Source organism: Lysobacter sp. GCM10012299 (assembly GCF_042649405.1).
Classification (GTDB): domain Bacteria; phylum Pseudomonadota; class Gammaproteobacteria; order Xanthomonadales; family Xanthomonadaceae; genus Lysobacter_J.
Map to the genome: position 1 here is coordinate 540,063 of NZ_JBHRZC010000003.1, position 26,363 is coordinate 566,425.

A 26,363-nucleotide genomic window follows, 5' to 3' on the forward strand; every position below is an offset into this window, starting at 1 on the left:
GTCTGGCGTGGGACGGTCCAGTGTGCCGCATTCACTGTTAAAGCCTCATCCCAGCGGGTGTAGACGATAGTCGTAAACAGCCGGTTTTGGAGCCTCTCCTACGACCAATGGGGAATGGTTGTGCAGCGCGATGCGCCAGCAGGCTGGCCGCAGCCGCGCATTGGGTGCGGCATTCCGTGGGAGGGAATCATGTCCGCAATCATTGCGTCGCCGACGAGAACGGCCGCGACCGTGCGTCGCCGCCCGCTCGCCGCCGCCCTGCTGGTCGCGCTGGCGTTGCCGGGGATGGCATTCGCGCAAACCGCGAAGGAAAAGGAACTGGAAGCGCGCGTCGCCCAGCTCGAAGCCATGGTCAAGCAGCTGGTCTCGCAGCAGCAGCAACAGCAAAGCCAGATCAGCGAGGTGAAGACCGCCCAGGCGGCCGCGCCTGCGACAGCTGCAGCCCCCGCTGCCGCCGTGACCGCCGGTGCAGCCGCCGGAACGCCTGCCGCGCCGGCCAAGGCGACCATCCAGACCGCACCGATCATGGCCACGGCCAACCCGGGCACGCGCTTCACGTATGGCGGCTTCATCAAGCTCGATGCCTCGCTGACCAAGACCAACGACGGCGACATCCCCGACGGCACCGTCGGCCGCCTGTTCTACGTGCCCAAGAGCATCCCGGTGGGTGGCGGCAATACGAAGGAAGGCGGCGCCGACACCGACATGGGTGCCAACTTCTCGCGCTTCTGGTTCGGTGCCGATACCGACCTGGACAGCGGCGACAAGCTCAAGGCCTACCTGGAGTTCGATCTGTTCGGTGGCGGCAGCACCGCGTTCACCGGCAACGAGATCGCCACGAACACGTATGCACTGACCTTGCGCCAGGCGTACGTGCAGTGGAACAACTGGCTCGCCGGCCAGACCTGGACCAACTTCCAGGACACCGCCGCCCTGCCCGACACCGTCGACTTCCTCGGACCGACCGAGGGCACGGTGTTCGTCCGCCAGGCCCAGCTGCGCTACACCAACGGCCCGTGGTCGTTCTCGATGGAAAACCCGGAGACGGTGTACACGCCGTTCAACGGCAACATGGCGCAGGTGCAGGGTGACGACGGTGAGATGCCGGACTTCACCGGCCGCTACACCTTCAAGGGTGACTGGGGCCACTTCGGCGTTGCCGCGCTGGTACGCCAGCTGGCCTACCAGAACGGACCGGCCAACCAGGACTCGGACGAGATGGGCTACGGCCTCAGCGTCTCGGGCAAGTTCAACCTGGGCAAGAACGACGACATCCGCTACATGGTCACCGGCGGCAGCGGCATCAGCCGCTACCTCGGCCTGGCGCTCAACAACGACGCCGTGCTCGATTCCACCGGCAACCTGGACAACATCGACATGATTGCCGGCTTCGTCGGCTGGCGCCATGTGTTCAGTCCGAAGCTGCGCACGAACATCTTCTACTCGCGCGCCGACTACGACCAGGACACCGCGCTCACCGGCCTGCTGATCACCAAGGCGGCGCAGTCCGGCCACGTCAACGTGATCTACACGCCGCTGCCCAAGCTCGACCTCGGTGCCGAGCTGATCTGGGGCCAGCGTGAACTCGAGAACGGCGACCGCGGCGACCTCAATCGCCTGCAGACGCACGTGAAGTACAACTTCTAAGGGGCCACGAGAACATGTCCACCATCACCGCAAATTCCGGCAAACCTGCCGCGCTGACACAGGGGCACAAGAAGGTCATCTTCGCCTCCAGCCTCGGCACCGTGTTCGAGTGGTACGACTTCTACCTGTACGGTTCGCTCGCGGCGATCATCGCCAAGCAGTTCTTCTCGGGCCTCAATGAAACGAGCGCCTTCATCTTCGCCCTGCTCGCCTTCGCCGCCGGCTTCGCCGTGCGACCGTTCGGCGCGATCTTCTTCGGCCGCATCGGCGACATGATCGGCCGCAAGTACACGTTCCTGGTCACCATCGTGATCATGGGCCTGTCGACGTTCCTGGTCGGCATCCTGCCCAACTACGCCAGCATCGGTTTCGCTGCACCAGCCATCCTGATCCTGCTGCGGTTGCTGCAGGGCCTGGCGCTGGGCGGCGAGTACGGCGGCGCGGCTACTTACGTCGCCGAACACGCCCCGCACGGCAAGCGCGGCCTGTACACCAGCTTCATCCAGACCACGGCCACCATCGGCCTGTTCCTGTCGCTGCTGGTGATCCTGGGCGTTCGCACGTACCTGGGCACCGAGGCGTTCGAGGCATGGGGCTGGCGCATTCCGTTCCTGCTGTCGATCATCCTGCTCGGCGTGTCGGTGTGGATCCGCATGCAGCTCAACGAGTCGCCGCTGTTCCAGCAGATGAAGGCCGAGGGCAAGACCTCCAAGGCGCCGATCACCGAGAGCTTCTTCACCAAGAACGGCAAGATCGTGCTGCTGGCCCTGCTCGGCGGCACCGCCGGCCAGGCCGTGGTGTGGTACGCCGGCCAGTTCTACGCGATGTACTTCCTGACACAGTCGCTGAAGGTCGACGCCACCACCACGTGGCTGCTGATCGCTGCGGCGCTGGCCATCGGCACGCCGTTCTTCGTCTTCTTCGGCTGGCTGTCGGACAAGATCGGCCGCAAGAAGATCATCATGGCCGGCTGCCTGATCGCCGCGCTGACCTACTTCCCGCTGTTCAAGGCACTCACGCACTACGCCAACCCGGCCATCGCCGAAGCCAGCACCAATGCGCCGGCCGTGGTCCATGCCGATCCGAACACCTGTTCGTTCCAGTTCGACCCGGTCGGCAAGAAGGTGTTCTCCAACTCGTGCGACATCGCCACCGCGGCCCTGGCCAAGGCGGGCGTGCCGTACACGATCGAGGCAGCCCCGCCGGGTACGGTGGCCAAGGTCACCGTTGGTTCGGTGGAAGTGCCCGGTTATGAGGGCGCTGGCCTGAGCAAGGAAGACGGCAAGGCCAAGGGCGATGCGTTCACCGGTGAGCTGAAGGCGGCGTTGAAGGCCGGCAACTACCCGGAGAAGGCGGACGACGCGCGCATCAACAAGCCGATGGTGCTGGTGGTGCTGACCATCCTGGTGATCTACGTGACGATGGTCTACGGCCCGATCGCGGCATGGCTGGTCGAGCTGTTCCCGACGCGCATCCGTTACACCTCGATGTCGCTGCCGTACCACATCGGCAATGGCTGGTTCGGCGGCTTCCTGCCGACGATCGCATTCGCCCTGGTCGCGGCGACGGGCAACATGTACTACGGCCTGTGGTATCCGATCGTGATCGCGCTGATGACGTTCGTGATCGGCTCGCTGTTCCTGCGCGAGACGAAGGACGTGGATATCACGCAGTAAGGATGCAGGTGCAGTAACGACAACGCCGGCCCTGGGCCGGCGTTGTTGTTTTTGGCCCGTCATCCCGGCGAACGCCGGGATCCAGGCCCGCAGCGCATCAGGTCTGTCACCGTCATCCCGGCGAACGCCGGGATCCATCTTGCTTCTGACTGCGTCAGCGCCGAAAGACCTACGTCCTTGGATTCCCGCCTTCGCGGGAATGACGGGGTGTAGGGCAACGACGCTGGGTTCCCGCCTTCGCGGGAATGACGGTCTTTAGCTCTTCTTGGCGCGGGCGAACGCCGCCGCCAATGCGTTGTTCGCCGGTGCGGGCGCCTGCTTCGGCATGGGCGCACCACGTCCGCCATCACGGCCGCCGCCACGGTTCTGGTTCGGCCGCGCATCGCGATCCTCGCGCGGGCCGCGCGGCGCCGGGGCGCTGTCGTCCAGGCGACGCGTCAACGCGATGCGCTTGCGGGCGACATCGACCTCCAGCACCTTGACCTTGACGATGTCGCCGGCCTTCACCACTTCGCGCGGATCCTTGACGTACTTGTCCGACAGCGCCGAGATGTGGATCAAACCATCCTGGTGCACGCCGATGTCGACGAACGCGCCGAACGCGGCCACGTTGCTGACCACGCCTTCCAGGATCATGCCTTCGCGCAGGTCCTTGATGTCCTCCACGCCGTCGGCGAAGCGCGCGGCCTTGAACTCGGGGCGCGGGTCGCGGCCCGGCTTCTCGAGTTCCTTGAGGATGTCGCGCACGGTCGGCACGCCGAAGCGTTCGTCGGTGAACTGCTCGGCCTTGAGGCCGCGCAGCAGCGAGGCATCGCCGATCAACTGCTTCACTTCACGACCGCACTGCTTGAGGATGCGCTCGACCACCGGATAGGCCTCCGGGTGCACCGACGATGCATCCAGCGGCTGGTCGCCGTCGCTGATGCGCAGGAAGCCGGCGCACTGTTCGAACGTCTTGTCGCCCAGGCGCGGCACCTTCAGCAGCTCCTTGCGGCTCTTGAAGGCGCCGTTGCTGTCGCGGTAGACGACGATGTTCTCGGCCACCGTCGACGACAGGCCGGACACGCGCGTCAGCAACGCGGCCGAGGCGGTGTTGACGTCGACACCGACGGCGTTCACGCAGTCCTCCACGCGCGCATCGAGCGTGCGCGCCAGGCGGAACTGGTCGACGTCGTGCTGGTACTGCCCCACGCCGATCGCCTTGGGCTCGATCTTGACCAGCTCGGCCAGCGGATCCTGCAGGCGTCGCGCAATCGACACCGCGCCACGGATCGACACGTCGAGGTTGGGGAACTCCTTTGCCGCGAACTCGGACGCCGAATACACCGAAGCGCCGGCTTCGCTGACCACGATCTTCTGCATCGACAGCGTCGGCGCGAGCTTGATCAGGTCGCCTGCGAGCTTGTCGGTCTCGCGCGACGCGGTGCCGTTGCCGATCGCGATCAGTTCGACCTGGTGCTTGATGCACAGCTGGCGCAGCAGCGCCAGCGACTGGTCCCACTGGCGCTTGGGTTCGTGCGGGTAGATCGTCGCGTGGTCGACGAACTTGCCGGTGCGGTCGACCACCGCAACCTTCACGCCGGTGCGCAGGCCCGGATCGAGGCCGAGCACGGCCTTGGCACCGGCCGGTGCGGCCAGCATCAGGTCCTTGAGGTTGTCGCCGAACACGTCGATCGCCTCGGCTTCGGCCTTCTCGCGCGCCTGCGCGAACAGGTCGAGCAGCAGGTGCAGGTGCAGCTTGGCCTTCCAGGTGAGGCGGCAGCAATCGAGCAGCCACTTGTCGGCTGGGCGGCCCTGCGCCTTGATGCCGGCGTGCACGGCCACTCGGCCTTCGGCCTGCAGGTGGCCGGCCGCGGCATCGGTGCCCGGGTCGAGGTCGAGGAACAGGAACTCTTCGCGACGGCCGCGGAACAGCGCGAGCAGACGGTGCGAGGGAATTTTCGCCAGCGATTCGGCATGGTCGAAGTAGTCGCGGAACTTCTCGCCGGCCAGTTCCTTGCCTTCGGCGACCCTGGCGCGGATCACGCCCACTTCGTGCAGCCAGCCGCGCAGTTCGCCGACCAGTGCCGCGTCTTCGCCCCAGCGCTCCATCAGGATCGCGCGGGCGCCATCGAGCGCGGCCTTGACGTCAGCCACGCCCTTCTCGGCATCGACGAAACCGGCGGCGAATTCTTCCGGCACCTGGGTCGGATCGGCCAGCAAACCGTCGGCGAGCGGCTCCAGGCCGGCTTCGCGCGCGATCTGCGCCTTGGTGCGACGCTTGGGCTTGTACGGCAGGTAGAGGTCTTCCAGGCGCGACTTGCTGTCGGCTGCCTCGATCTCGCCGCGCAGCTCGTCGCTCAGCTTGCCCTGCTCCTCGATGCTCGCCAGCACGGCGGCACGGCGGTCTTCGAGCTCGCGCAGGTAGGTAAGACGCGTCTCAAGGTTGCGCAGCTGGGTGTCGTCGAGCCCGCCGGTGACTTCCTTGCGGTAGCGCGCGATGAACGGCACGGTCGCGCCTTCGTCGAGCAGGGCGATGGCGGACTGGGCCTGTTGCGTCTGGGCGCCGATTTCCTCGGCGATCAGGCGGGCGATCTTGCTGGCGACTTGCTTGTGGTCCTGCATTGCATCCAATCGTGAAATCCCGGAATACCGGGGAGACGTCGATTGTCGCAATGCGGGCGCTGGCGCGTAACCCGTTGACAGCGCCGCGCGAGAGTGCGTCCACACCCACAACCCCGTTCATGTAGCCCGGGTAAGCGAAGCGCACCCGGGGTTCATGCGCATCGGACCCCGGGTGCGCTTCGCTTACCCGGGCTACGGTTTCAGCGTAGCGATACCGCCCGCGACAGGTCCTGGATGGTCACCGACTGGCCGGGTTCGACGCGTTCGCCGCCCCGCACGATCAGGCGGTCGCCGGCCTTTACGTTGCCGCTGACTTCGACGAGGTCGCCGACTTCGGTGCCGGTCTTCACCGGCAAGCGTTCGGCCTTGTTGTCGCCGCCGACGCGCAGGACGAAGTCGCCTTCGCGGCGAAGGATCACCGCATCGCGCGGGACCGCCACCACCGCACGCCTGGCCGCGCTCGGCATGCCCACTTCCACCGCGGTGCCGACCGGAAACTCGCTCGCATCCATCTTGATGCGCAGTTCGAGTTGACGCGAGGCTTCGTCCCCGACCGGAACCAGCGCGCTCACCGGATGCCCGCGTTCGCTGTCTCCGACGCGCACCTGCACCGGCGTGCCGACGGCGAGGTGGCGGGCCAGATCGACGGGGGCACGCACGCGGACTTCCTGCTCGGCGGTGTCGACCACGCGCGCCACCGCGTCGCCGGTGTTCACGAACTCGCCAAGCTCGACTTCGCGTTCGGCGACGACGCCGTCGAACGGGGCGCGCACCAGCATCTGCGTGCGCTGGTGGCGCGTCTGCTCCAGCAGGGCCTGGGCGCGGGCGCGCTCCTGCACCAGCATGTCGCGGTCCGCCTGCAGCTGCTCGTACTGGGCGCGGGCGATGTTCTGCTGCTGCGCCAGCAGTGCGTAGCGGTGCTCCTGGCGCGTGGCCATGTCGAGCTGCGCCTGGATGCGGGACAGGTCGGCCTGGACCTGGCGTTCGCTCAACCGCAACGCGGTGTCGTCGAGCACGGCGATGGGTTCGCCGGCGCGCACGTTCTGCCCGACCTCGGCCACCTGGATCACGCGGCCGTCCTGTTCGCTGGCCACGTGCGCGTCCTGGCGGCTGATCACGCTGCCCGGGGCCCAGTGCCGCGGCGCCAGCTCGGTACTGACCGCGGCGGCCACGCTGACGATCGCGGGCGGCGCCTCGGGGGGAGGTGCGCTGGCGCCGGCATCCAAGTCGATGAGCGGAACGGTCAGCACCGCAGCCAGCGCCGCGGCAATCAGGGTTTTGTGCAGGGTGCGCATGACGATCTCCGGCGGAGGAGTGACGTTCAGGGGGAGGTTTGCGGAAGCGGAGCGACGTCGATCTGTTCGACAGCCGCGACGGTCTTGCGACGCGAATCGGCCAGACGCAGCAGCGCGGGAATCAGCACCACCAGGAAGACCAGGCTCAATGCCACGCCGCCGACCGACACCGCCGCCAGGCCGCGGTAGATCACCGCACCGGGGCCGGGGTTGATCGCCATCGGCAGCGCGCCGAGCACGCCGGTGAGCGCGCCGATCAGGATCGGCCGCAGGCGCTGGTCGAGTGCCATGTGCAGCGCTGCGTCGAGCGTTGCACCGGCGGCCTGCGCATCGCGCGTCTGCGCGACCAGCAGGATGGCGTTGTTGATCACCATGCCCAGCAGCATGATGAAGCCGATCATCGACAGCAGGTCGAGCGTCTGCCCCGCCACCAGGTCGAGCACGCGCAGGCCGAGCACGCCGCCGAGCACCGCCATCGGCAAGGTCGCCATGACGAAGGCGCTGTCGCGCAGGGAGCGGAACATCGCCGCCATCAGCATGAACAGCACGACGAGCGCCATCGCGAAGTTGATGCCCATGCTGCGCACGACTTCGCCGAGGCGGTCCGCGCTGCCGGAGACGCGGATCTCGGCGTCGGAGGGCAACGCCTTGCGCAGCGCGGGGACGACGTCGGCATCGACGATGTCGAGCGCTTCCTCCAGCGACATGGTCGCCGGCGGGTCGACCGTGAGCGTGACGGTGCGACGTCGGTCGATGCGACGAAGCTGGTTGGGGGCGAGCACGGTGTCGACCTGTGCCAGTTCACCGAGGCTGAGCACCCCGCCCTGCGGCGTCGCCAGCGGTGCGGCACCCAGGCGCGCGATGCTGCTGTCGCGGTCGGTGCGCAGGATGATCGCCAGGCGACGGTCGCCATCGAAGTGTTCGCCGAGCCATTGGCCATCGCCGAGCGTGCGCACGACCGTGCCCAGTTCGGGGCGACGCCAGCCGACCTCGGCCAGGCGACGATCGTCGGGATTGATGCGCAGCTCCGGCGCACCGGCATCGGCGCTGGGCCAGGCCTGCACGTTGGCGCCGGGGAAGCGCTCGGACAACAGCTTGCGGCCACTTTCCGCCGCGCGCGCAAGTGCGTCGCCGTCGGAATGCTGCAGGTGGATGGCGATCGCCCGCGCCGAGCCGCCGAAGCTGCCGAACAGTTCGCCTTCGCTGGCGAACGCGCGGGTATCGGGGAAGCCGACCACGACTTCGTCGCGGACGATGCGCTCGAGCTCGCCGATGTTGTCGGGATCGACCACGCGCGCGCCGATGGTGCCGCCACCGGGCCACAGCAGCAGGTACCAGTTGCTCAGCTGGGGCGCCTTCTTGCCTTCCATGTACGGGCGCATGCGTTCGAGCACGGTCGGCGCGATCTCGCGGTCGACGCGTTCGGGCCCCATGCCCGGCGGGAAGTTGAAGATGGCGTCGACGGCGGCGCGCTTGACCGGCGGCAGGTAGTCGATCTTCGGCATCAGCACCGCCGCCAGCAGCGCGGGTGCGAGCACCAGGCCAGCGACCCACGCCCACTGGCGCTGGCGGCCGGCGGTCACGCGCATCGCCCAGTCGCTTACGCGCGACCACGCACGGTGCTGCTCGCGCGCATCCTTGCGTTCGCGCAGCCAGCTGCCCGCGGCGGCCGGCAGCACGGTGACGGCGACGACCAGCGAGATGCCGACCGCGATCGCGATGGTCAGGGCAAGGTCGGCGAACAGCTGGCCTTCGACGTCTTCCATGAAGATCACCGGCACGAACACCGCGACGGTCGTGATCGTGGAGGCCACGAGAGCGACCGCGACCTGGCGCGTGCCTTCGAGCGCGGCCTGGCGCCCGGGCATGCCTTCTTCGCGCAGGCGCACGATGTTCTCGGCGACGACCACCGCCGCGTCCATCACCATGCCGACCGCAAACGCCAGCCCCGCCAGCGAGATCACGTTGAGGCTGCGACCGGTCAGCTGCAGGACGATGAAGGTGGCGAGCAGCGAGATGGGGATCGCGCAGGCGATCAGCGCGGTGGCGCGGACGTCGCGCAGGAACCACCACAGGCAGCCCACCGCCAGCAGCACGCCGGCGAACAGGCTGCCCGAGAGCAGGCTGATCGCGCGGTTGATGAACACCGATGCATCGAAGCTCTGGGCGATATCGAGGCCGAGCGGACGCAGGTCCTTCTCGCGTACCTCGGCCACGACGCGCTTCACTTCATCGAGCGTGTCCAGCACGTTCGCGCCGGTCTCGCGGATGATGCGCAGGCCGATCGCGGGGTTGCCGTTCTGGTAGGCGAAGAAGCGCTGCTCGGGCCGCTTGACCTCGACCTTGGCGACATCGGCCAGGCGCACCGGGCGGCCATCGCGCCAGGCCAGGATCAGGTTGCCCATCGCTTCGGGCGAGTAACGGCCGGCGAAGCGCAGCACGTACTCGCGCCGGCCGGCTTCGACCACGCCACCGGACACGTCGGTGGCGCGCGCGGCGACGGCGGCCACCTCCGGAATCTGGATGCCCATCGCCGCGGCGCGTTCCAGGTTCAGGCTGATGGTGAGTTCTTCCGGCGCACCGCCGTTGATCTCCACGCCGGCCACGCCTTCGACCGCCGACAGCTTCGGCACGATGCGGTCCTCGATCATCTGTCGGAAGTCGAGGATGTCGCCGGGCGTGTCCGGCAGCTTCTGCACGAAGAAATAGGTGAGCGAATTGTTGGCGTTGTCTGCGCCGCTCTGCACCACCGGCGGCGTGGCGTCGCGCGGCAGCGGCTGCAGGCGGTTCATCCGCGACAGCACCTCCACCAGCATCGCGTCCATGTCGGCGCCGACGGCGAAGGTCAGGTTGATGAAGCTGTTGCCGGCGTTGACGTTGGACTCGATCTCTTCCAGCCCGGGCAGGCCCTGCATGACCGCCTCGATCGGCTCGACGATCTCCGATTCCATCTCCTGCGGCGAGGCCGCGCGCCAGCTGGTCTGCACCGACATCTGCGGGCGCTCGATGTCGGGGAACAGCTGCAGCGGCAGCTTGAACAGGCTCATCAGCCCGAATGCGCAGACCATGGCCACGATCACCGCGACCGCGGCGGGATTTCGTAGCGAGGCGTCGGTGATCTTCATCGGCGTGTCCGCGGGGGAGTGCGGTGCGCACGATGCGCCGCGGCGCTTACCGCGCAGATGGCCCGTAAGTCACGCGGTTGCGGACTTTGCGTTGAATGGTGGTTCGGGCGCGCTGAAGCGTTTTGGCGGTACAGGCGCGGCAAATCTGGCCCGCTTCTTGCCGCGGGCGCGTTTTCGGCCGCGGATCAGCGGCTACAGCAGCAGGTCGAGCTTGTCGCGATGGCTGCGCGACAGCTTCAGCTCCTGTCCGCAGTCCAGGCGCAGGTAGCCTTCGCCGTTGGTGTGCGGGCGCATCTCGACCACGCGCCGCGCATTCACGATGGTGGACCGGTGGATGCGCGGGAATCGCTGCGGGTCCAGCTGCTTCTCGAGGTCGCGCATGGTCGCGCGCAGCACCAGCGTTTCGCTGTCGGTGTGGATGCACATGTAGTCGCCGGCGGCATCGATCCAGCGGATGCTGTTGAGGTCGACGCGGACCGTGCGCCCGCCGTCGCGCACGGCGAGCTTTTCTTCGCGCCGAAGCTGCTCGAGCGCGTCGGGCTTGAGCGCTTCGTCCAGATCCAGCATCGGGTGGCCGCTGAGCTCGCTGAGCAGGCCCAGCAGGTGCGCGCAGTGGCCGCTGGCTTCGCGTTGCGCGTGCGCCTGCCTCACCTTCGCCAACGCCTGGTGCAGGCGCGCGTCGTCGACCGGCTTGAGCAGATAGTCGGTTGCCGAGGCCTCGAATGCACGAATCGCGTAATGGTCGTACGCAGTGACGAACACCACCAGCGGCATCTCGACGGCGGGGATGCTGCGCAGGGTCTCGAATCCGTCCATGCCCGGCATCTGCACGTCGAGGAACATCAGGTCCGGGCGGTGCTCGCGCAGGCCTTCGATCGCGGCGGCGCCGTCGCCGTACTGGCCGACGAGCTCGACGTCGGCGTGCTCGGCAAGGCGGATCTCCAGCCCGCGTCGCGCCAGCGGTTCGTCGTCCACGACTATCGCGCGCAGCTTGGTCGCCGCTTCGGCGGGTTGATGGGTGCCGTTGCCGTGGTGACCGCGTTCGCTCCTTGCCCGGTCCATGCCCATGCTCCTTACTCGCCGATCGTCTGGGAGGTTTCGAACGGCAGGCGCAGCGTGACTTCGATGCCGCGCTCGCGATTGCGCACGGAGAAACCGCTGGCTTCGCCGTAGAGCACGCTCAGTCGCTCGCGCGTGTTGCGCAGGCCGACGCCCTTGCCGGGCGGCAACTGCCCGCCTTCCAGGCTGGCACACCCGGGGCCATCATCGATCACGCACAGGACCAGTTGCGCACCTTCGCGCCGGGCCTCGATACGCAGCATGCCGCCGGCGATCTGCTTGGCCACCGCGTACTTGATGGCGTTCTCCACCAGCGGCTGCAACAGCAGGCTCGGCAGCAGCGCGCGCCAGCAGTCCTCGTCGATGTCGGTCTCGATGCGCAGGCGCTCGGCGAAGCGGATCTTCTCGATGTCCAGGTACAGCGTCAGCGCGTCGAGTTCCTGGCGCAGCGTCACCCGCTGCATCGGGTCGTTGTCGAGCGAGTGCCGCAGGAACGCCGACAGGCCCTGCACCATGCGATTGGCGGTAGCGTTGTCGCGGTCGAGGATCAGCGTGGAGATCGCGTTGAGCGTGTTGAACAGGAAGTGCGGGTTGAGCTGGTAGCGCAGCATCTTCAGCTGCGCCTGGTGGGCCATGGTGCGGGCCGCCAGCGCGCGCCGGGTTTCGTCCTGCAGTTGCCCGTAGTACTTGATGCCCAGGTACAGGCCGACCCAGGCCAGCACGACGTAGATGTAGCTCAGTGCATAGGCGATGTAGGCGGCGCGGTTGGCCGGCGTGCAGGTGTCGCAGAATTCGACCAGCACCGTGCGCGTGGTCAGGTCCATCACCGCCGAGCTGGCAAGGATGGGCACCACCATCACCAGCAGCAGTCGTCGCGGCGGCAGGCCCCAGCACGCACGCAGCAGGTAACGCAGGCCGAGGGTGGCCACCGCGCCGGTGCCAGCGGCGGTCAACGGCACGATCCAGTAGCCCGACGGCTTGTCGTGGGCGATGGCCGAGAGGTATCCCAACGAGAAATACGCGGCCCAGCCGGCGAGGTGAAGCAGCCAGAACAGGTGCTGGCGCGGCAGGTCGAGCGGGTGCGATGCAGCGATGGCCATGGGCACGGCGGGTCTGGCGGTACAGGACCCAGATGCTACGCCTGCGCGGGCGGGGGACTGGCAACGGCTCGGCGCGGCGGAGGCACGCTTCGCCGCTTCGGACACCGTTCGTCCTGAGCGTAGCGCCGCAGGCGCGGAGTCGAAGGAAGCGTAGCGCAGCGAAGTCGAAGGACTGCCCGCAGCGCGCGCCGGCGCTTGATCCTTCGACTTCGCGCCTGCGGCGCTACGCTCAGGACGAACGGGTGTGTGGGTTACTGCGGCGGCGACGCCAGTTCGCGGGCGTCCAGGTAGCCGTCGTGGTTGCGGTCCTGGCGGCCGAAGGTGGTGGCCAGCGTCTGCAGGTGTTCGGCCAGGCTGACCGGCTTGCCGCGTCCGCCGGGGAGCTCTGTCGCGACCAGCACGCCGTCGCCGTCGGCATCCATGCGCTTGAAGGCGTAGCTCATCCAGTCCTGGAATTCGGGCAGGGCGATGCGGCCGTCGCCGTCGCTGTCCATGCGCGACAGGTAGTCGCCACTGGCCTGCACCTGGGCCGATGCAACGGCAGGCGCGAGGACGAGTGCCAGCAGCAGCGCAAACGAAACGCCCGCACCTTCCGGCGCGGGCGTTTTGTTGCGCAACACCGGCGGCATCACGCGCGAGGTGCTCAGGCGTGTGCCGGTGCGAGGGCGTAGCCCTTCAACCGCGCGGAGAATGCCTGCAGGGCCTGGTTGCCACTGGCCTCGGCCTCGGCGCACCACGCCTGCAGCTTGGCCAGCGTGGCCTGGGCATCGTGCGAACGCTCGTCGAGCACCTGCGCCAGCCGCTGGCGGTACTCGGCCAGCGTGGCCATGCTCGGACGCTCGGCCAGCCACGCCTGCAAGCGGGCGCGCTTGTCGTCGTCGAGCCAGCGGCCGTCGTCGGCGAGGCCCTGGCGCAGGCTGCGCGGCAGCTTGAACTTGGCTTCGCGCAGCGCCGGCAGGGTGACGTTGCGGTAGTAGTCGGTCATCGCCTGGAAGCGGATCGCCAGCAGTGCCTTCAGCGTCTCGCCGTCGGGCATGGCGATGTTCGGGCGCACGTCCAGGGTCGGTGCGACGCGCAGGACCTTGGCCAGGCCGAACGTTTCCAGCAGCTTGATCGCGCTCCAGCCGATGTCGAACTCGAACTTGCGCAGTGCGAACTTGGCCGAGCTCGGGAAGGCATGGTGGTTGTTGTGCAGTTCTTCGCCGCCGATCCAGAAGCCCCACGGGGTGAGGTTGGTCGCGGTGTCGGTGGTCTCGAAGTTGCGGTAGCCCCACCAGTGGCCGAGGCCGTTGACGACACCCGCAGCCCAGAACGGGATCCACAGCATCTGGATCGCCCACACCGCCACGCCGGCGAAACCGAACAGGGCGAAGCTGATGAAGAGCATCAGCACCGGCCCCATCGTCGCGTGGCGGGTATAGAGGTTGCGTTCGATCCAGTCGTCCGGGCAGCCCTTGCCGTACTTCTCGATGTCGTCGCGCTGCGCGCGCGCATCGCGGTACAGCTCGACGCCGCGCCACATCACCGTGTCGATGCCCTTGAACTGCGGGCTGTGCGGGTCTTCCTCGGTCTCGCACTTGGCGTGGTGCTTGCGATGTATCGCCGCCCACTCGCGCGTGATCATCGAGGTGGTCAGCCACGTCCAGAAGCGGAAGAAGTGCGCCAGCACCGGATGGAAGTCGACGGAGCGATGCGCCATCGAGCGGTGCAGGTAGAGCGTGACCGAGAAGATCGTCAGCTGGGTGACGACCAGGAGGTAGACGAGCAACTCGACCCAAGTGGCCTGGAGGATGCCGCCGGCAAGGAAATCGAGCAGGGATGAAACGAACATTGAAGTAACTCCGCAAACGCACAGGCAGACCGGCAATCGAGGCTCAGTCCTTCGTGGATGATGCCAGCTGCGGCCCACCCTGCGCGCCGGTATGGGCCGAAGATGTGATGGGGTCGTTCACATCCGTGCGCAAGACCGGCATTTGCCGTCAACGACGGACGGTCGATATGCGCTTGCGCAACCGCACCAGCGCCGGTTCGGCGTAAGCACGGAGGGCGCGGCGGCGTTCTTTGCTGAACGGGGATCCCTTGCCGCAATGATCCAGCAGCAGGCTCAGGTCCTGCGCTTCGCCGAGCCGCTCGGTGGTTCGTTTGTCGAAGACCTCCGGCTCGCTCGCCGGCACGCTCACGCCCACCGCTTCCAGCGCGCGGCGTTGCTGCGAGGCACGGCGGGCGCGGCGGCGCCAGCGGTGCCAGTCGCTGTCCCGTCCTTTCTGCAGGGCCGTGTCGCGTGCCTTCTGGCTGCGGTCGTCGCTGTCGGCCAAGGCCATGCGCGCCGCCGACGGCGTCAGGCGCTTCCAGTCCAGCGCGGGCACGGCGGCCATCAGCACCTCGATCAATCCACGGCGCTGGCACAGCGCCGGGTCCATCGACAGCTCCACTTCGGCGGTGGCCACGCGCGCGGCGATGGCCTCGGCGCGCGCCAGGTCGAACAGCTGCCGCGTGTCGCCCTTGCGCGCGCGCTTGTGCATCCGCTCCAGCGTTTCCACCAGCGCATGCGCGTCGCGCAGTGCGGACAAGCCGGTGTTGAGGTGCTTGATCTCGCGGTCGAGCAAGGCGACGCCCGGGCCGAGGATGCCGTCGCCCAGCGCCAGGGTCGCGCGCACGCGGCGCAGGCCCTTGCGGGCACGGTGGATGCCTTCGTGGATGTCGTCGCCGGGCTGGGCCAGCGCCTCCATGGCGGCGTCCAGTTCTGACAGCGCGTAATCGCGCAGGGCCGGCCCGGGCGAGGGCATCGGCAACACGGCAGCGACGACGACCTTGGGGTCGACGGCGATGCTCGGTGGATCGGCGCTGGTGCCCATGGCAACCTTGACCCTCGCGGTCTTGACCAATGGGTGCCGGGACCCCACCCATCGGATGTCCGGATAGTACGCTGGCCCCATGCCCGAGTTGCCCGAAGTAGAAACCACCCGTCGCGGCCTCGCACCGCACGTCGAAGGCCGCCGTGTGGTCACCGCCACCCTGCGCCGGCCCGACCTGCGCTGGCCGATCCCGGACGAGATCCGCCAGGTCCTGCCGGGCCAGCGCATCGACCAGGTCCGCCGCCGCGCCAAGTACCTGCTGCTCGACACCGCCGCCGGCAGCGCGCTGCTGCACCTGGGCATGTCCGGCAGCCTGCGGGTGCTGCCGGCCGACACCCCGGTGCGCGCCCACGACCACGTCGACCTGGCCCTGGATTCGGGCCAGGTGCTGCGCTTCAACGATCCGCGCCGCTTCGGCAGCCTGCTCTGGCAGGGCCCGGGCGAAACCCACGAACTTCTGGCCGACCTCGGACCGGAGCCGCTGTCGGACGCCTTCGACGGCGACTACCTGTTCGCCCTCAGCCGTGGCCGCAGCGCACCGGTGAAGACCTTCCTGATGGACCAGAAGGTGGTGGTCGGCGTCGGCAACATCTATGTCGCCGAGGCCCTGTTCGCCGCCGGCGTGTCGCCGCTGCGGGCGGCCGGCAAGGTCTCGCGTGAGCGCTACCAGCAACTGGCCGCGCAGATCCGCCGCATCCTCGGCCATGCGATCGACCGGGGCGGCACGACCCTGCGCGACTTCATCAGTCCCGACGGTGCACCGGGGTATTTCGAGCAGGAACTGTCGGCCTACGGCCGCGGCGGCGAGCCCTGCCCGCGTTGCGGACGACCGCTGAAACAGGCGGCAATCGGCCAGCGCGCGACGGTGTGGTGCGGAACTTGCCAGAGGTAAACGACGGGCGGACATCCATGGATCCCCGCCTTCGCGGGGATGACGACTGGGTGTGAAGGCCTTCCTGCACAGGCCAAAACAGTGAAACGCGTTATAGTCCGGACCACTGCGGAGGGGGCTCCCTATGGCCGAAACTGCCGATATCACTTTGCTGCTGGATGCTGCACGTGAAGGCGACCGTGGCGCGTTGGATCGCGTCCTGGCCACCCTCTACCAGGAACTGCACACGATGGCGCGGCGCCAGCTCGCCGGCCAGCATGGGCAGACGCTCGACGCCACCGCGCTCGTGCACGAGGCTTATCTGAAGCTGATCGGGCGGCGCGAAGCGCAGTTCGACGATCGCGCGCATTTCTTCGCCTATGCCGCTTCGGCCATGCGTTCGGTGGTGGTCGATTACGCCCGCCAGCGCCTGGCGCAGAAGCGCGGCGGCGACCTACACCGCGTCACCGAACTACCCGACGATGTCGAAGGCGGCCTGCGCCTGGACGAGGACACCCTCGGCCTGGACACCGCGCTGACCAAGCTGGCCGCGGTCGATCCGCGCCTGGCCCAGGTGGTGGAACTGCGCTACTTCGCCGGCCTGTCGGAACTGGAGATCGCCGCACTGCTGGAGCGTTCCGAGCGCAGCATCCGCCGCGACTGGCAGAAGGCGCGGCTGTTCCTGCTGGCATCGCTGAAAGACTCCTGAGGCCCGCCCAAGGGCAGCCCCGTGGACACCGAGCGCTGGCAACGGATCTCACCGCTGCTCGACGCGCTGTTCGAGCTGGATGACCAGGCGCGCGAACAGCGCCTGCAACGCCTGCGCGAGGAAGACCCGGCGCTGGCAGACGAACTGCAGACGCTGATCACCCTCGACGAGCACCACGAGGATTTCCTCTCCGAACCGCTGATCGCCCCGCTCGCCGGCCTGCGCGCCGGCGGCGAGGTCGGTCCGTACAAGCTGGAGCGGCTGCTCGGCGAAGGCGGCATGGGCCAGGTGTGGCTGGCCGCGCGCGCCGACGGCCTCTACCAGCGCCGCGTCGCGCTCAAGCTGCTGCGCCCGGGCCTGGCCGACAGCAACCTGCGCGTGCGCTTCTCGCGCGAGCGGCAGATCCTGGCGCGCCTGGCGCATCCGCACATCGCCCGCCTGCTCGATGCCGGCATCACCAGCGACGGCCTGCCCTACCTGGCGCTGGAGTTCGTCGAAGGCGAACCGATCACCGACTACTGCCGCAACCACCAGTTGCCGATCGAGCAGCGGCTGCGGATGTTCCACCAGATCTGCGATGCGGTCAGCCACGCCCATGCCAACCTGATCGTCCACCGCGACCTCAAGCCGTCCAACATCCTGGTCACGCCGAGCGGCGACGTTCGCCTGCTCGATTTCGGCATCGCCAAGCTGCTCGATTCCGATGCGCCGATGATCGAACAGACGCGCACCGGCATGCGCGCCTTCACCCTGCACTACGCCGCGCCGGAACAGGTGCGTGGCGAGCCGGTCACGACGATGACCGACGTGTACGCGCTGGGCGTGGTGTTGTTTGAACTGCTCACCGACACCAAGCCCTACCGCCTCAAGCGGCAGACCGACGCCGAGTGGGAAGAGGCGATCCTCGCCGCCGATCCGCAGCGCCCCTCGCAAACGCTGCTGCACCGGAGCGAGGACAGCGGCGCCGACGTGCACGGTTTGCGTCGCCAGGCGCGCATGCTCTCCGGCGACCTCGACAACATCGTGCTGAAGACGCTGTCCAAGCGTCCGGAACAGCGCTATCCGTCGGTGGAGGCATTGGCGCTCGACCTGACCCGCTACGAGGCCGGTCGCCCGGTGCAGGCGCGGCCCCAGAGCGTCGGATACCGGTTCGGCAAATACCTGCGGCGCCACCGCTGGTCGCTCGCCACCGGCGGATTGATCGCGATCGTGCTCAGCGCGGCGCTGGCCATCGTCGCCTGGCAGGGCCGGCAGGCGGTGGCCGAAGCCGGCCGCGCCCAGGCGATGCAGGACTTCATGGTCGGCGTGTTCGAAACCGCGCGCGGCACGCCGGAAGGCCAGGCGCTGGACCTGCGCGGCCTGCTCGACGGCTCGCTGGCGCGCGGCAATCGCGAGCTGGCGCGACAACCGCGCGCGCGTGCCGAACTGCTCGGCGTGATCGCGCGCCTGCGCATGGGCCTGGGCGATTACCGCGAGGCGCTGGCGCTGCTGAACCGCCAGGCCAGCGTGCTGGCCAGCACCGATGACATCCCCGTCAGCCTGCAGATCGAATCCATCACCCAGCGCGGACAGGCGTTGCGGCTGCTGGGCGAGCCGCGGCAGTGCATCGACCTGATGATGCCCGCGATCACGATGGCCCGCCGCGAGCAGGCGCAATTGCCGCCGCAGATCAGCGAATACTATTCGCAGTTCGGACGTTGCCGACGCGACAACGGCGAACTGCAGGGCGCACGCATCCTGTTCGAACGATCGCTGGCGTTGCGTCGCGACGACCGCGACGAAGTCGGCACCGTCGAGAACCTGATCGACCTGGCCAACCTGCAGGCCGATGCTGGCCAGACCGGCGCCGCACTGGACGGTTACAACAAGGCACGCACGCAGTTGCGACAGAAGGTCGGCGAGCGGCATGCACTGCTGTCCGAGATCGGCAGCCGCGTGGCATCACTGCGACAAGGGCTGGGCCAGACCGACGCCGCCGAACGCGAGGCCAGCGAAGCGTTCGCGATCGCGCTGGAGGTCTACGGCGCACAGCATCCGGTGACGCTGTCGCTGCGCCGGCAGATGGCGATGCTGCACATCGACCAGGGCCACTATCGCCAGGCCGAGACCGAACTGCGCGCGGCGATCGCCGCGCTGCAACGGCGACTGGCGCCGGAAACGTCGGATCCGGCCGAGGCCCGGCGCGGCATGATCGAACTGGGCGGCCTGCAACGGCGCCTGGGACAGGTGGCCTGGGAACGCGGCGAAACCGCCACCGCGCTGACGGCATTGCAGCGCGCGGTGGCGATCGCGCGCAGGCAGAAGGACAACGCCCACCTCGCCGATGCGCTGTACGACCAGGCCCGCGTGCTGCATGCGATGGGCCGCGACCGCACGGCGCTGAAGCCGATCCAGGAGGCGCGCGAGCTGCGCCTGGCGCAGCTCGGCCCGCGCCATCCGCTGCTCGGCGACACCGAGCGCCTGCTGGGCCAGGTCGAACTGGCACTGGGCCAGCGCGAACAGGGCATGGCCCACCTCGCACAGGCGGTCACGCTGACGCGCAGCGGCTACGGCGCCACCCATCCGCACACGCGCGAGGCCGAACTGGCCCTGGCGCGGCAACAGGCACTGGAAGGCGACGACAGCGCGCTGCTGCGACTGGACGCGCTGGCGGGCATGCCGCACAACGACCTCGACCTGCGCCGTACCGCGTGGCGCGCGCAGGCTTACGCCGCGCAGTTGCGCTGCCACGGGCCGGACCGCGAGCCGGCGCTGGCGCGACTGGACACGCTGCAAGAGCAGTTGAAGACGGCGCAACCCGACGGCGGCGCGATCCCGCGCGAGGTCGGCGCCATCGTCCGCGGCTGCGGTTAACCCAGCTGCAGCGATTGCTGCGCCGGCTCGATCGTCCCCTCGCCGCGCATGATCTTCTTGTACTCCGCGCGCGACACCGAGATGTAGCGGTCGTTGCCGCCGATCTCCACCTGCGGTCCCTCGTGCACCGCACGGCCCTGCGCGTCCACGCGCACCACCATCGTCGCCTTCTTGCCGCTGTGGCAGATGGTCTTGATCTCGGTGAGCTCGTCGGCCCAGGCCAGCAGGTACTGGCTGCCTTCGAACAGCTCGCCGCGGAAGTCGGTGCGCAGGCCGTAGCAGAGCACCGGAATGCGCAAGGCATCGACCACTTCGCTCAGCTGCCAGACCTGCGAGCGGGTCAGGAACTGCGATTCGTCCACCAGCAAGCAATGCAGCGGGCCGTGGGCCAGGATGTCGGAACGGACGATGGCTTCCAGGTCGTCATTTCGCTCGAAGGCGATGCCGTCGGCGCGCAGGCCGATGCGCGATGCCACCGTGCCGCTGCCGGCGCGATCGTCCAGGCGCGGGGTCAGGATCGCCACGCGCATGCCGCGCTCGCGGTAGTTGTGCGCCGACTGCAGCAGCGTCGTGGTCTTGCCGGCGTTCATCGCCGAATAATAGAAATAGAGCTTGGCCATGCGTGCAGTTTAAAGGGCTAGCGGCGCCTGGCGCGCTCCGCCGCCGCACTCGCCCAGCGCTGCGCCACGGCCGGGGCGGTGATGCACACGGCATCGTCGGTCACGGTGGTCACCGCGCGTTCGAGCAGCTGGATGTCGGCCTCGTGCTGGCGGGCCACGTGCGGATCCTCGAAGAAGATCGCGCGCTGGCAGCGACGTTCCAGCACCAGGTCGGCGATCTGGGCGTCGCCGCCCATCGGACCGCTCTGGTAGCGATGCACCCACGAACGGCCTTGGGGCCAGCCACGGCTCCAGGCCAGCTCGTTCAGGCGCTGGCCGGTGGTGCCGGTGGCGACGCGGCGGGCGAAGCGCGACAGCAGGTCGAAATGCTCGGCGGCGAAGGCCAGCATCTGCGGCTTCATCGCATCGTGGGCGATCAGCGCCATCGTCTGCCCCTCGAAATCGTGCAGGCGATCGGCGGACGGGTCCGGCAGCAGGCCCGCCCGTATCCGCTCCAATTCGACCCAATCGCGGGCCGAGGCCACCGTGGTGATGAACGGCTTGCCGTGGATGACGCACTGGCGCTTGAGTGCCGCCGCCTCCGGGAACACCGAGGACGGATCGACCGGGTCGATCAGGTAGATCGCGCCATCGAGCGTGCGTTCGTCATGGTCGACGCCGACGACCTCCGCGACCAGCTTCATCAAGCCGCCCTCGCGGCCGTACGGATAGCGGCGCAGGCCCGGGTAGCCGGTCAGCATGCCGGCGGCGGCGATGGCGTCGTAGGTTCGCCCGACCACGTGCAGGCTGATCTGCAGTTCGCGGATGCCGGCCTCGCAGGCGCGCAGCCAGCGGAACAACGCCGCGTCTTCGCTGAGATGGTGCAGGCGGTTGGCCGCCAGGCCCAGGCGCATGTGTAACCCCCTGAAGTTGAAAGCGGGCATCGCGGGCGACCGTGGTGGCGGTCGCCGGCGAGCTGGCCATTACCTTAGGGGTTTTGCGCGCTGGCGTGGGCGGATTGCGCCGGGCGCAATGTCACTTGCCGTTGCTGACCGGGCCGACCTCGACGCTGCCATGCGACCAGATCGCATCTTCCACGGCCCAGTACTGATGGGCGTCCCAGCGCCACTTGGCGTACATCGGCGTCAGGTCGATGGAGTCCGGGCCGAGGGACATCCCGTCGCCGGTGCCGCGCGGAGCGGACACTTCCAGGTTGCCGACATAGCCCAGGTGGCTGCCGGTGACCTGGCGCTTGCCCTGGGCCATGGCGCGCACGAGCCGAGGCTTGGCGACATCGTCGCCGTACTCGTCATAGAGCCCGTTGCCCTCGCGCAGCGCGCGGTCGCGCGTGGGCTGGTCCAGCTGCTCCCACATCTTCTCGCGCAGGACCACGAAGCTCGGGTACATGCGCTCGGCGGCGAGGTCGGCCCAGGCGTATGCCAGGGCGGGATCGCGCTCGACGCCAACACCGTGCCAGTACATCAGGCTGATGCGGTGCTGCGAGTACTTGTCGCCGTAGCGCGCAGCCGTGCGGAAGTGCTTCATGGCGGCAGCCCAATCGCCGCGCGCGGCGGCGTCGCTGCCGTACAGGCGCCACAGCTCGTTGGGGTGCGTCTTCGAAAATCGCGTGCGCTCGTCGTACTCGCGCGCGGTCATCGTGTCGGTCTGGGCCACGACGGCCTTGCTGCCGTCCGCGTCGGGCCCTGGCGGGCTTGCCGCCAGAGCCGGGCCGAGCATCATCGCCAGCAGCCAATCCATGCGCCCTCCTTGGGCCTCAGTGCCTGGACTTCTCGCGTGCCGGCGCCATCGGGCCGACATCCACGCTGGACGCGCCGCCCAGTTCGGCATCCTGTGCCTGCCAGTACGAGGCGGTCGCGGTGCGGTCCTTGGCATAGTACTGCTCGCCGTTGGTGCCGCCCACCGCCTGCATCCAGGCCGTCAGCATGCCGGGCGTGGCATTGCCGAAGGAGCCGTTGACCGGGCCACCCTGGATGATGTCGATCGTGTGGTTGCGGTAGCCCAGGCGACTGCCGGTCATATCGCTGGTGAAACGGCGGATCTCGACGTCCGCGCGCGGACGGGCGACCTCGTCGCCGTACCGGGCGTAGTAATCGGGCCCCTGCTGCTCCACCTGGCGCTGCTGTTCAGGCGTCAGCCCGGCCCACATCTTCTCGCGGATCACCAGCAGCCGCTTGACGCCGCGTTCGGCGGCCAGGTCGCTCCAGATGTACGCCTTGACCGGATCGGCCGGCACGCCCTGCCCGTACCAGTACATCAGGCTGAGGTAGTGCTGCGAATACTTGTCGGCGTACGACGCGGCGTTCTCGAAACGCTCGACGGCCTCGTCGTAATGGCCCGACAGGTACGATTTCAATCCGTTCAGGCGCCAGGTTTCGTTGGGATGGCCCTGCGCGGCCTTGAGCTGGGCATCGACCTGCATGTACGTGGCGGTGACCAGCTGGAGCGGTTCATCGGCGAAGGCCGGGATGACCAGCACCGACAGCACCGCGCCTGTCCACCAGGCCTTGCTGCGAGTGGAAAAGGTTGCCATGGCGAGTCCTCCATATGCGGAGTGCGGGGTGCGGCCGTTGCCGCATCGGCCGCCGGTGGCCGTGATTGGCCGTCCGGGCGGCACCTGAATCGTATCGCCGCGCGCCGCCTGCGCCCCGGGATGACGAAATACGCGCAATGACGGCACAAGCCGCCTGTTCCGGGGAGTGTTTACGGCACAATACTCCGCCGCAACCGCGGCAGCGAACAGCCTCCGATGCACGGTCTGAATCCCCCTCAACGCGCCGCCGTCCTGCACACCGACGGCCCCTTGCTCGTGCTCGCCGGCGCAGGCAGCGGCAAGACCCGCGTCATCGTCGAGAAGATCGCGCACCTGATCGCCTCCGGGCGGATGCCGGCCAAGCGCATCGCCGCGATCACCTTCACCAACAAGTCGGCGAAGGAAATGAAGGAGCGCGTCGCCAAGCGCATCGAGGGCGATGCCGCTGAAGGGCTGACCGTGTGCACGTTCCATGCACTGGGACTGCGTTTCCTGCAGATCGACCATGCCAAGGTCGGCCTGCGCCGCGGTTTCTCGGTGTTCGACAGCGACGACAGCGCCGCGCAGATCAAGGACCTGCTGCCACCGGGCAGCAAGAACGACGTCATCGACAACGCGCGCAACCTCATTTCGCGCGCGAAGAACGCCGGCCTCTCGCCCGAGGAGGCATTGGCTGCATCGCAGAGCCCGCGCGAGATGGAAGCGGCGCTGCTGTACCAGCGTTACCAGGCGCGGCTGTCGACGTTCAACGCGGTCGACTTCGACGACCTGATCCGTTTGCCGGTGCAGATCCTGGAAGCCGACGAGGACGTGCGCCTGGCGTGGCGCGAGCGCATCGGCTACCTGCTCGTCGACGAGTGCCAGGACACCAACGACGCCCAGTACCGCCTGCTCAAGGCACTGGCCGGCGACAAGGGCCTGTTCACCTGCGTGGGCGACGACGACCAGTCGATCTACGCCTGGCGCGGCGCCAACCCGGACAACCTGCTCAACCTGGGCAAGGACTACCCGGCGCTGGAGATCATCAAGCTGGAGCAGAACTATCGCTGCTCCAATCGCGTGCTGCGCACGGCCAACACGTTGATCGCGCACAACCCGCACGAGCACCCCAAGACGCTGTGGAGCGACCAGGCCGACGGCGAGCGCATCCGCGTGTGGGAGTGCCGCGACAACGCGCACGAAGCCGAGAAGGTCGCCGCCGAGATCCATTTCCTGGCTGCCGCCAAGCAGGCGCCGTGGAGCGACTTCTGCATCCTGTTCCGCGGCAACCACCAGAGCCGCGCGCTGGAGAAGGCGCTGCAGTTGTTGCGCGTGCCATACCATCTGTCGGGCGGAACCGCGTTCCTCGAGCGCGGAGAAGTGAAGGACGCGCTGTCGTGGTTGCGCCTGATCGCCAATCCCGACGACGACGCGGCGTTCCTGCGCGCAGTGCAATCCCCCAAGCGCGAAGTCGGCGCGACCACGCTGTCCAAGCTGGCCGAGATGGCGCAGCACGCCGGCATGCCGATGTCGCGCGCGGCCGAACAGATCGGCATGCTCAAGCAACTGGCGCCGCGTGCCGGCAATGCACTCGATGGCTTCGTCAACATCATCCGCCACCTGCGTGGCGAGGCGTTCAAGATCCCGCCGTCGGAGCTGGTGCGCGTGCTGGCCGAGAAGAGCGGCCTGCTCGCCTCAATCCGCGCGCAGTGCAAGGACGAGGCCACCTTCCAGCGCCGCAAGGAGAACCTGGAAGAACTGGCCGACTGGTTCGACGGCGGCAAGAATTCCGGTCCCGGCGAACTGGCCGCGCAGCTTGCGCTGCTGTCACACGCCGACAAGGGCGATGCCGGCAACCAGGTGCGATTGATGTCGCTGCACGGCGCCAAGGGCCTGGAGTTCCGCTACGTCTTCATCGTCGGCATGGAAGACGGCACGTTGCCGCACGAGATGGCGCTGGAAGAAGGCAGCCTCGAAGAAGAGCGGCGCCTGCTCTACGTCGGCATCACCCGCGCCAAGGAACAGCTGTGGCTGTCGCACTCGCGCGAGACACAGCGCTGGGGCGACAAGATCCGCCTGCAGCCGAGCCGCTTCTTCGAGGAACTGCCGGCCGCCGAGATCCAGCGCGACGGCGCCGACCCGGTGGCCGATGCCGCGCGCAAGCAGGAACGCGCCGTGGCCGGCTTCGCCGCGATCAAGGCGCTGCTGGAGCAGTAGCACAGGGGCGACGGATGCAACTGCAACGGATCCACCACGTCGCCATCATCTGCGGCGACTACGCACGCTCGAAGCACTTCTACACGCAGGTGCTCGGCCTGCGCGTGCTGGCGGAAGTGCATCGGCAGGCGCGCGATTCGTGGAAGCTCGACCTGGCGCTTCCCGATGGCGGGCAGCTGGAACTGTTCTCCTTTCCTTCGCCGCCGCCGCGGCCGTCGTACCCGGAGGCACGCGGCTTGCGCCACCTCGCCTTCGAGGTGGCCGATGTCGCCGCCGCGGCCGACGAACTGCAGGCGCAGGGGATAGCGGTGGAGCCGATCCGCATCGACGAGTACACCGGCCGACGCTTCACCTTTTTCGCCGATCCGGACGAGCTGCCGATCGAGTTGTACGAAGCGCCCTGACCGCGCGTAGCATCTGCGCCATCGGGGCCCGGAGTTCGGGCCGGGTCATGGATCGGGGACACCCATGCTGTCGACACTCGTGATAGTCGTCGTTGTCGTGCTGCTGCTGGTGTGGCTGTGGCGCGCACCCAGGCGCAGATCCTGGGTCAGTAACGACGGCGGCTGGGATCCGGGTTACCAGCCCTATGCGGTCTCCGATAACAGCTGCAGTCCGGAGGCGCGCGATGACTCGTGCGACTCCGACACGGATTCGGACTCCGGCGGCGATTGCAGCAGCGACGGCGGCGGCAACGACTGATGGACCTCGTCCTGCGCCCGGCCAACGCCGGCGACCATCCCGCGATCCTGGCGTTGAACCTCGCCTCCGAAGAGATGCTCAGCCCGCTGGATGCAGCGCGCCTGGTCGAGCTCGATGCGCAGTCGGCCTATCACCGCGTGCTGTGCGAGGGCGATCGGGTGGTCGCGTTCCTGCTCGCCTTCCGCGAGGGCGCGCAGTACGACAGCCCCAACTACGTCTGGTTCGCCGGGCGCTATCCACGTTTTCTGTATATCGATCGCGTCGTGGTCGCCGAATCGCACCAGGGTCGCGGCCTGGGCGGCAGGCTCTATCGCGACCTGTTCGACGTCGCCCGCAGCAGCGGGGTCGACGCGGTGACGTGCGAGTTCTACACACAGCCGCCGAACGAGGCATCGCGTCGCTTCCATGCCGGCTTCGGCTTCCGCGAAGTCGGGCAGCAGTGGGTCGCCGACGGCCGCAAGCGGGTCTCGCTGCAGATCGCCACGCCCTGACGGCCTGCCGTCATGGAAGCGGCGCCGGGC

General features: G+C 68.2%; 21 protein-coding genes. 9 read left to right on the plus strand and 12 right to left on the minus strand.

Annotated elements, in window-relative coordinates:
- Positions 1-189: 189 nt before the first annotated feature.
- Complete coding sequence (locus tag ACFOPO_RS10420) at positions 190-1,647, plus strand: DcaP family trimeric outer membrane transporter (protein WP_386703129.1); 1,458 nt, start codon at positions 190-192, stop codon at positions 1,645-1,647.
- Between the two features lie 14 nt (positions 1,648-1,661).
- A complete protein-coding gene (locus tag ACFOPO_RS10425) occupies positions 1,662-3,323 on the plus strand; it encodes an MFS transporter (protein ID WP_386703130.1) in 1,662 nt (553 codons plus the stop codon).
- Positions 3,324-3,578: 255 nt separating this feature from the next.
- On the opposite strand, the gene ACFOPO_RS10430 is transcribed toward ACFOPO_RS10425, so the two are convergent.
- The 8 genes from ACFOPO_RS10430 to ACFOPO_RS10465 all read right to left on the minus strand — a co-directional run bounded on the left by ACFOPO_RS10430 (position 3,579) and on the right by ACFOPO_RS10465 (position 15,361).
- Positions 3,579-5,927, minus strand: coding sequence for a Tex family protein (locus tag ACFOPO_RS10430; RefSeq protein ID WP_386703131.1), 2,349 nt, complete (start codon positions 5,925-5,927; stop codon positions 3,579-3,581).
- Between the two features lie 200 nt (positions 5,928-6,127).
- Entirely contained in the window at positions 6,128-7,222 is a 1,095-nt protein-coding gene (locus ACFOPO_RS10435) for an efflux RND transporter periplasmic adaptor subunit (RefSeq protein ID WP_386703132.1), read from the minus strand.
- A gap of 26 nt (positions 7,223-7,248) precedes the next feature.
- A complete protein-coding gene (locus tag ACFOPO_RS10440) occupies positions 7,249-10,347 on the minus strand; it encodes an efflux RND transporter permease subunit (RefSeq protein WP_386703133.1) in 3,099 nt (1,032 codons plus the stop codon).
- Between the two features lie 192 nt (positions 10,348-10,539).
- Positions 10,540-11,409 carry a LytR/AlgR family response regulator transcription factor gene (locus tag ACFOPO_RS10445; protein WP_386703134.1) on the minus strand — a complete coding sequence of 290 codons (870 nt, stop codon included), beginning with the start codon at positions 11,407-11,409 and terminating at the stop codon, positions 10,540-10,542.
- Positions 11,410-11,420: 11 nt separating this feature from the next.
- The gene (locus tag ACFOPO_RS10450; RefSeq protein WP_386703135.1) at positions 11,421-12,506 is read right to left on the minus strand and encodes a sensor histidine kinase; all 1,086 of its coding nucleotides are present in this window, start codon (positions 12,504-12,506) and stop codon (positions 11,421-11,423) included.
- 251 nt (positions 12,507-12,757) lie between these two features.
- Positions 12,758-13,135, minus strand: a complete 378-nt coding sequence (locus tag ACFOPO_RS10455) for a hypothetical protein (protein WP_386703305.1) — start codon at positions 13,133-13,135, stop codon at positions 12,758-12,760.
- Between the two features lie 14 nt (positions 13,136-13,149).
- Positions 13,150-14,337 (minus strand): acyl-CoA desaturase, encoded by a 1,188-nt coding sequence (locus ACFOPO_RS10460; protein WP_386703136.1) that lies wholly within the window; start codon positions 14,335-14,337, stop codon positions 13,150-13,152.
- A gap of 148 nt (positions 14,338-14,485) precedes the next feature.
- Positions 14,486-15,361: a CHAD domain-containing protein gene (locus ACFOPO_RS10465; protein ID WP_386703137.1), complete on the minus strand. Its 876-nt coding sequence runs from the start codon at positions 15,359-15,361 to the stop codon at positions 14,486-14,488.
- Between the two features lie 79 nt (positions 15,362-15,440).
- On the opposite strand from ACFOPO_RS10465, the gene mutM reads away from it, so the two are divergent.
- From mutM to ACFOPO_RS10480, 3 genes are all read left to right on the plus strand, one after another.
- On the plus strand, positions 15,441-16,253 hold the full coding sequence (gene mutM, locus ACFOPO_RS10470) for a bifunctional DNA-formamidopyrimidine glycosylase/DNA-(apurinic or apyrimidinic site) lyase (protein WP_386703138.1): 813 nt from the start codon (positions 15,441-15,443) through the stop codon (positions 16,251-16,253).
- A 124-nt stretch (positions 16,254-16,377) separates the two neighbouring features.
- Positions 16,378-16,941 (plus strand): ECF-type sigma factor, encoded by a 564-nt coding sequence (locus ACFOPO_RS10475; protein WP_158731879.1) that lies wholly within the window; start codon positions 16,378-16,380, stop codon positions 16,939-16,941.
- A 21-nt stretch (positions 16,942-16,962) separates the two neighbouring features.
- Positions 16,963-19,794: a protein kinase gene (locus ACFOPO_RS10480; protein WP_386703139.1), complete on the plus strand. Its 2,832-nt coding sequence runs from the start codon at positions 16,963-16,965 to the stop codon at positions 19,792-19,794.
- On the opposite strand, the gene ACFOPO_RS10485 is transcribed toward ACFOPO_RS10480, so the two are convergent.
- The 4 genes from ACFOPO_RS10485 to ACFOPO_RS10500 form a co-directional block, all read right to left on the minus strand.
- Positions 19,791-20,414: a thymidine kinase gene (locus ACFOPO_RS10485; RefSeq protein WP_386703140.1), complete on the minus strand. Its 624-nt coding sequence runs from the start codon at positions 20,412-20,414 to the stop codon at positions 19,791-19,793. The genes ACFOPO_RS10480 and ACFOPO_RS10485 overlap by 4 nt on opposite strands.
- Before the next feature lie 17 nt (positions 20,415-20,431).
- Positions 20,432-21,307 carry a methylglyoxal synthase gene (locus ACFOPO_RS10490; RefSeq protein ID WP_386703141.1) on the minus strand — a complete coding sequence of 292 codons (876 nt, stop codon included), beginning with the start codon at positions 21,305-21,307 and terminating at the stop codon, positions 20,432-20,434.
- Positions 21,308-21,428: 121 nt separating this feature from the next.
- Complete coding sequence (locus ACFOPO_RS10495; RefSeq protein WP_386703142.1) at positions 21,429-22,151, minus strand: sel1 repeat family protein; 723 nt, start codon at positions 22,149-22,151, stop codon at positions 21,429-21,431.
- Between the two features lie 16 nt (positions 22,152-22,167).
- Positions 22,168-22,944 (minus strand): hypothetical protein, encoded by a 777-nt coding sequence (locus ACFOPO_RS10500; protein ID WP_386703143.1) that lies wholly within the window; start codon positions 22,942-22,944, stop codon positions 22,168-22,170.
- Between the two features lie 216 nt (positions 22,945-23,160).
- On the opposite strand from ACFOPO_RS10500, the gene ACFOPO_RS10505 reads away from it, so the two are divergent.
- From ACFOPO_RS10505 to ACFOPO_RS10520, 4 genes are all read left to right on the plus strand, one after another.
- The gene (locus tag ACFOPO_RS10505; RefSeq protein WP_386703144.1) at positions 23,161-25,140 is read left to right on the plus strand and encodes a UvrD-helicase domain-containing protein; all 1,980 of its coding nucleotides are present in this window, start codon (positions 23,161-23,163) and stop codon (positions 25,138-25,140) included.
- Positions 25,141-25,154: 14 nt separating this feature from the next.
- Entirely contained in the window at positions 25,155-25,544 is a 390-nt protein-coding gene (locus ACFOPO_RS10510) for a VOC family protein (protein WP_386703145.1), read from the plus strand.
- A gap of 64 nt (positions 25,545-25,608) precedes the next feature.
- A complete protein-coding gene (locus ACFOPO_RS10515; RefSeq protein WP_386703146.1) occupies positions 25,609-25,842 on the plus strand; it encodes a hypothetical protein in 234 nt (77 codons plus the stop codon).
- A complete protein-coding gene (locus ACFOPO_RS10520; protein ID WP_386703147.1) occupies positions 25,842-26,333 on the plus strand; it encodes a GNAT family N-acetyltransferase in 492 nt (163 codons plus the stop codon). Before ACFOPO_RS10515 ends, ACFOPO_RS10520 begins: the two co-directional genes overlap by 1 nt.
- Positions 26,334-26,363 lie beyond the last annotated feature (30 nt).

Coding starts and splice junctions, on each gene's coding strand:
- ACFOPO_RS10510 (WP_386703145.1), top strand. CDS start 25,155: ATGCAACTGCAACGGATCCACCACGTCGCCATCATCTGCGGCGACTAC.
- ACFOPO_RS10500 (WP_386703143.1), bottom strand. CDS start 22,944: ATGGCAACCTTTTCCACTCGCAGCAAGGCCTGGTGGACAGGCGCGGTG.
- ACFOPO_RS10450 (WP_386703135.1), bottom strand. CDS start 12,506: ATGGCCATCGCTGCATCGCACCCGCTCGACCTGCCGCGCCAGCACCTG.
- ACFOPO_RS10445 (WP_386703134.1), bottom strand. CDS start 11,409: ATGGACCGGGCAAGGAGCGAACGCGGTCACCACGGCAACGGCACCCAT.
- ACFOPO_RS10425 (WP_386703130.1), top strand. CDS start 1,662: ATGTCCACCATCACCGCAAATTCCGGCAAACCTGCCGCGCTGACACAG.
- ACFOPO_RS10520 (WP_386703147.1), top strand. CDS start 25,842: ATGGACCTCGTCCTGCGCCCGGCCAACGCCGGCGACCATCCCGCGATC.
- ACFOPO_RS10430 (WP_386703131.1), bottom strand. CDS start 5,927: ATGCAGGACCACAAGCAAGTCGCCAGCAAGATCGCCCGCCTGATCGCC.
- ACFOPO_RS10485 (WP_386703140.1), bottom strand. CDS start 20,414: ATGGCCAAGCTCTATTTCTATTATTCGGCGATGAACGCCGGCAAGACC.
- ACFOPO_RS10475 (WP_158731879.1), top strand. CDS start 16,378: ATGGCCGAAACTGCCGATATCACTTTGCTGCTGGATGCTGCACGTGAA.
- ACFOPO_RS10455 (WP_386703305.1), bottom strand. CDS start 13,135: ATGCCGCCGGTGTTGCGCAACAAAACGCCCGCGCCGGAAGGTGCGGGC.
- ACFOPO_RS10460 (WP_386703136.1), bottom strand. CDS start 14,337: ATGTTCGTTTCATCCCTGCTCGATTTCCTTGCCGGCGGCATCCTCCAG.
- ACFOPO_RS10495 (WP_386703142.1), bottom strand. CDS start 22,151: ATGGATTGGCTGCTGGCGATGATGCTCGGCCCGGCTCTGGCGGCAAGC.
- ACFOPO_RS10515 (WP_386703146.1), top strand. CDS start 25,609: ATGCTGTCGACACTCGTGATAGTCGTCGTTGTCGTGCTGCTGCTGGTG.
- ACFOPO_RS10490 (WP_386703141.1), bottom strand. CDS start 21,307: ATGCGCCTGGGCCTGGCGGCCAACCGCCTGCACCATCTCAGCGAAGAC.
- ACFOPO_RS10420 (WP_386703129.1), top strand. CDS start 190: ATGTCCGCAATCATTGCGTCGCCGACGAGAACGGCCGCGACCGTGCGT.
- ACFOPO_RS10440 (WP_386703133.1), bottom strand. CDS start 10,347: ATGAAGATCACCGACGCCTCGCTACGAAATCCCGCCGCGGTCGCGGTG.
- ACFOPO_RS10465 (WP_386703137.1), bottom strand. CDS start 15,361: ATGGGCACCAGCGCCGATCCACCGAGCATCGCCGTCGACCCCAAGGTC.
- mutM (WP_386703138.1), top strand. CDS start 15,441: ATGCCCGAGTTGCCCGAAGTAGAAACCACCCGTCGCGGCCTCGCACCG.
- ACFOPO_RS10505 (WP_386703144.1), top strand. CDS start 23,161: ATGCACGGTCTGAATCCCCCTCAACGCGCCGCCGTCCTGCACACCGAC.
- ACFOPO_RS10435 (WP_386703132.1), bottom strand. CDS start 7,222: ATGCGCACCCTGCACAAAACCCTGATTGCCGCGGCGCTGGCTGCGGTG.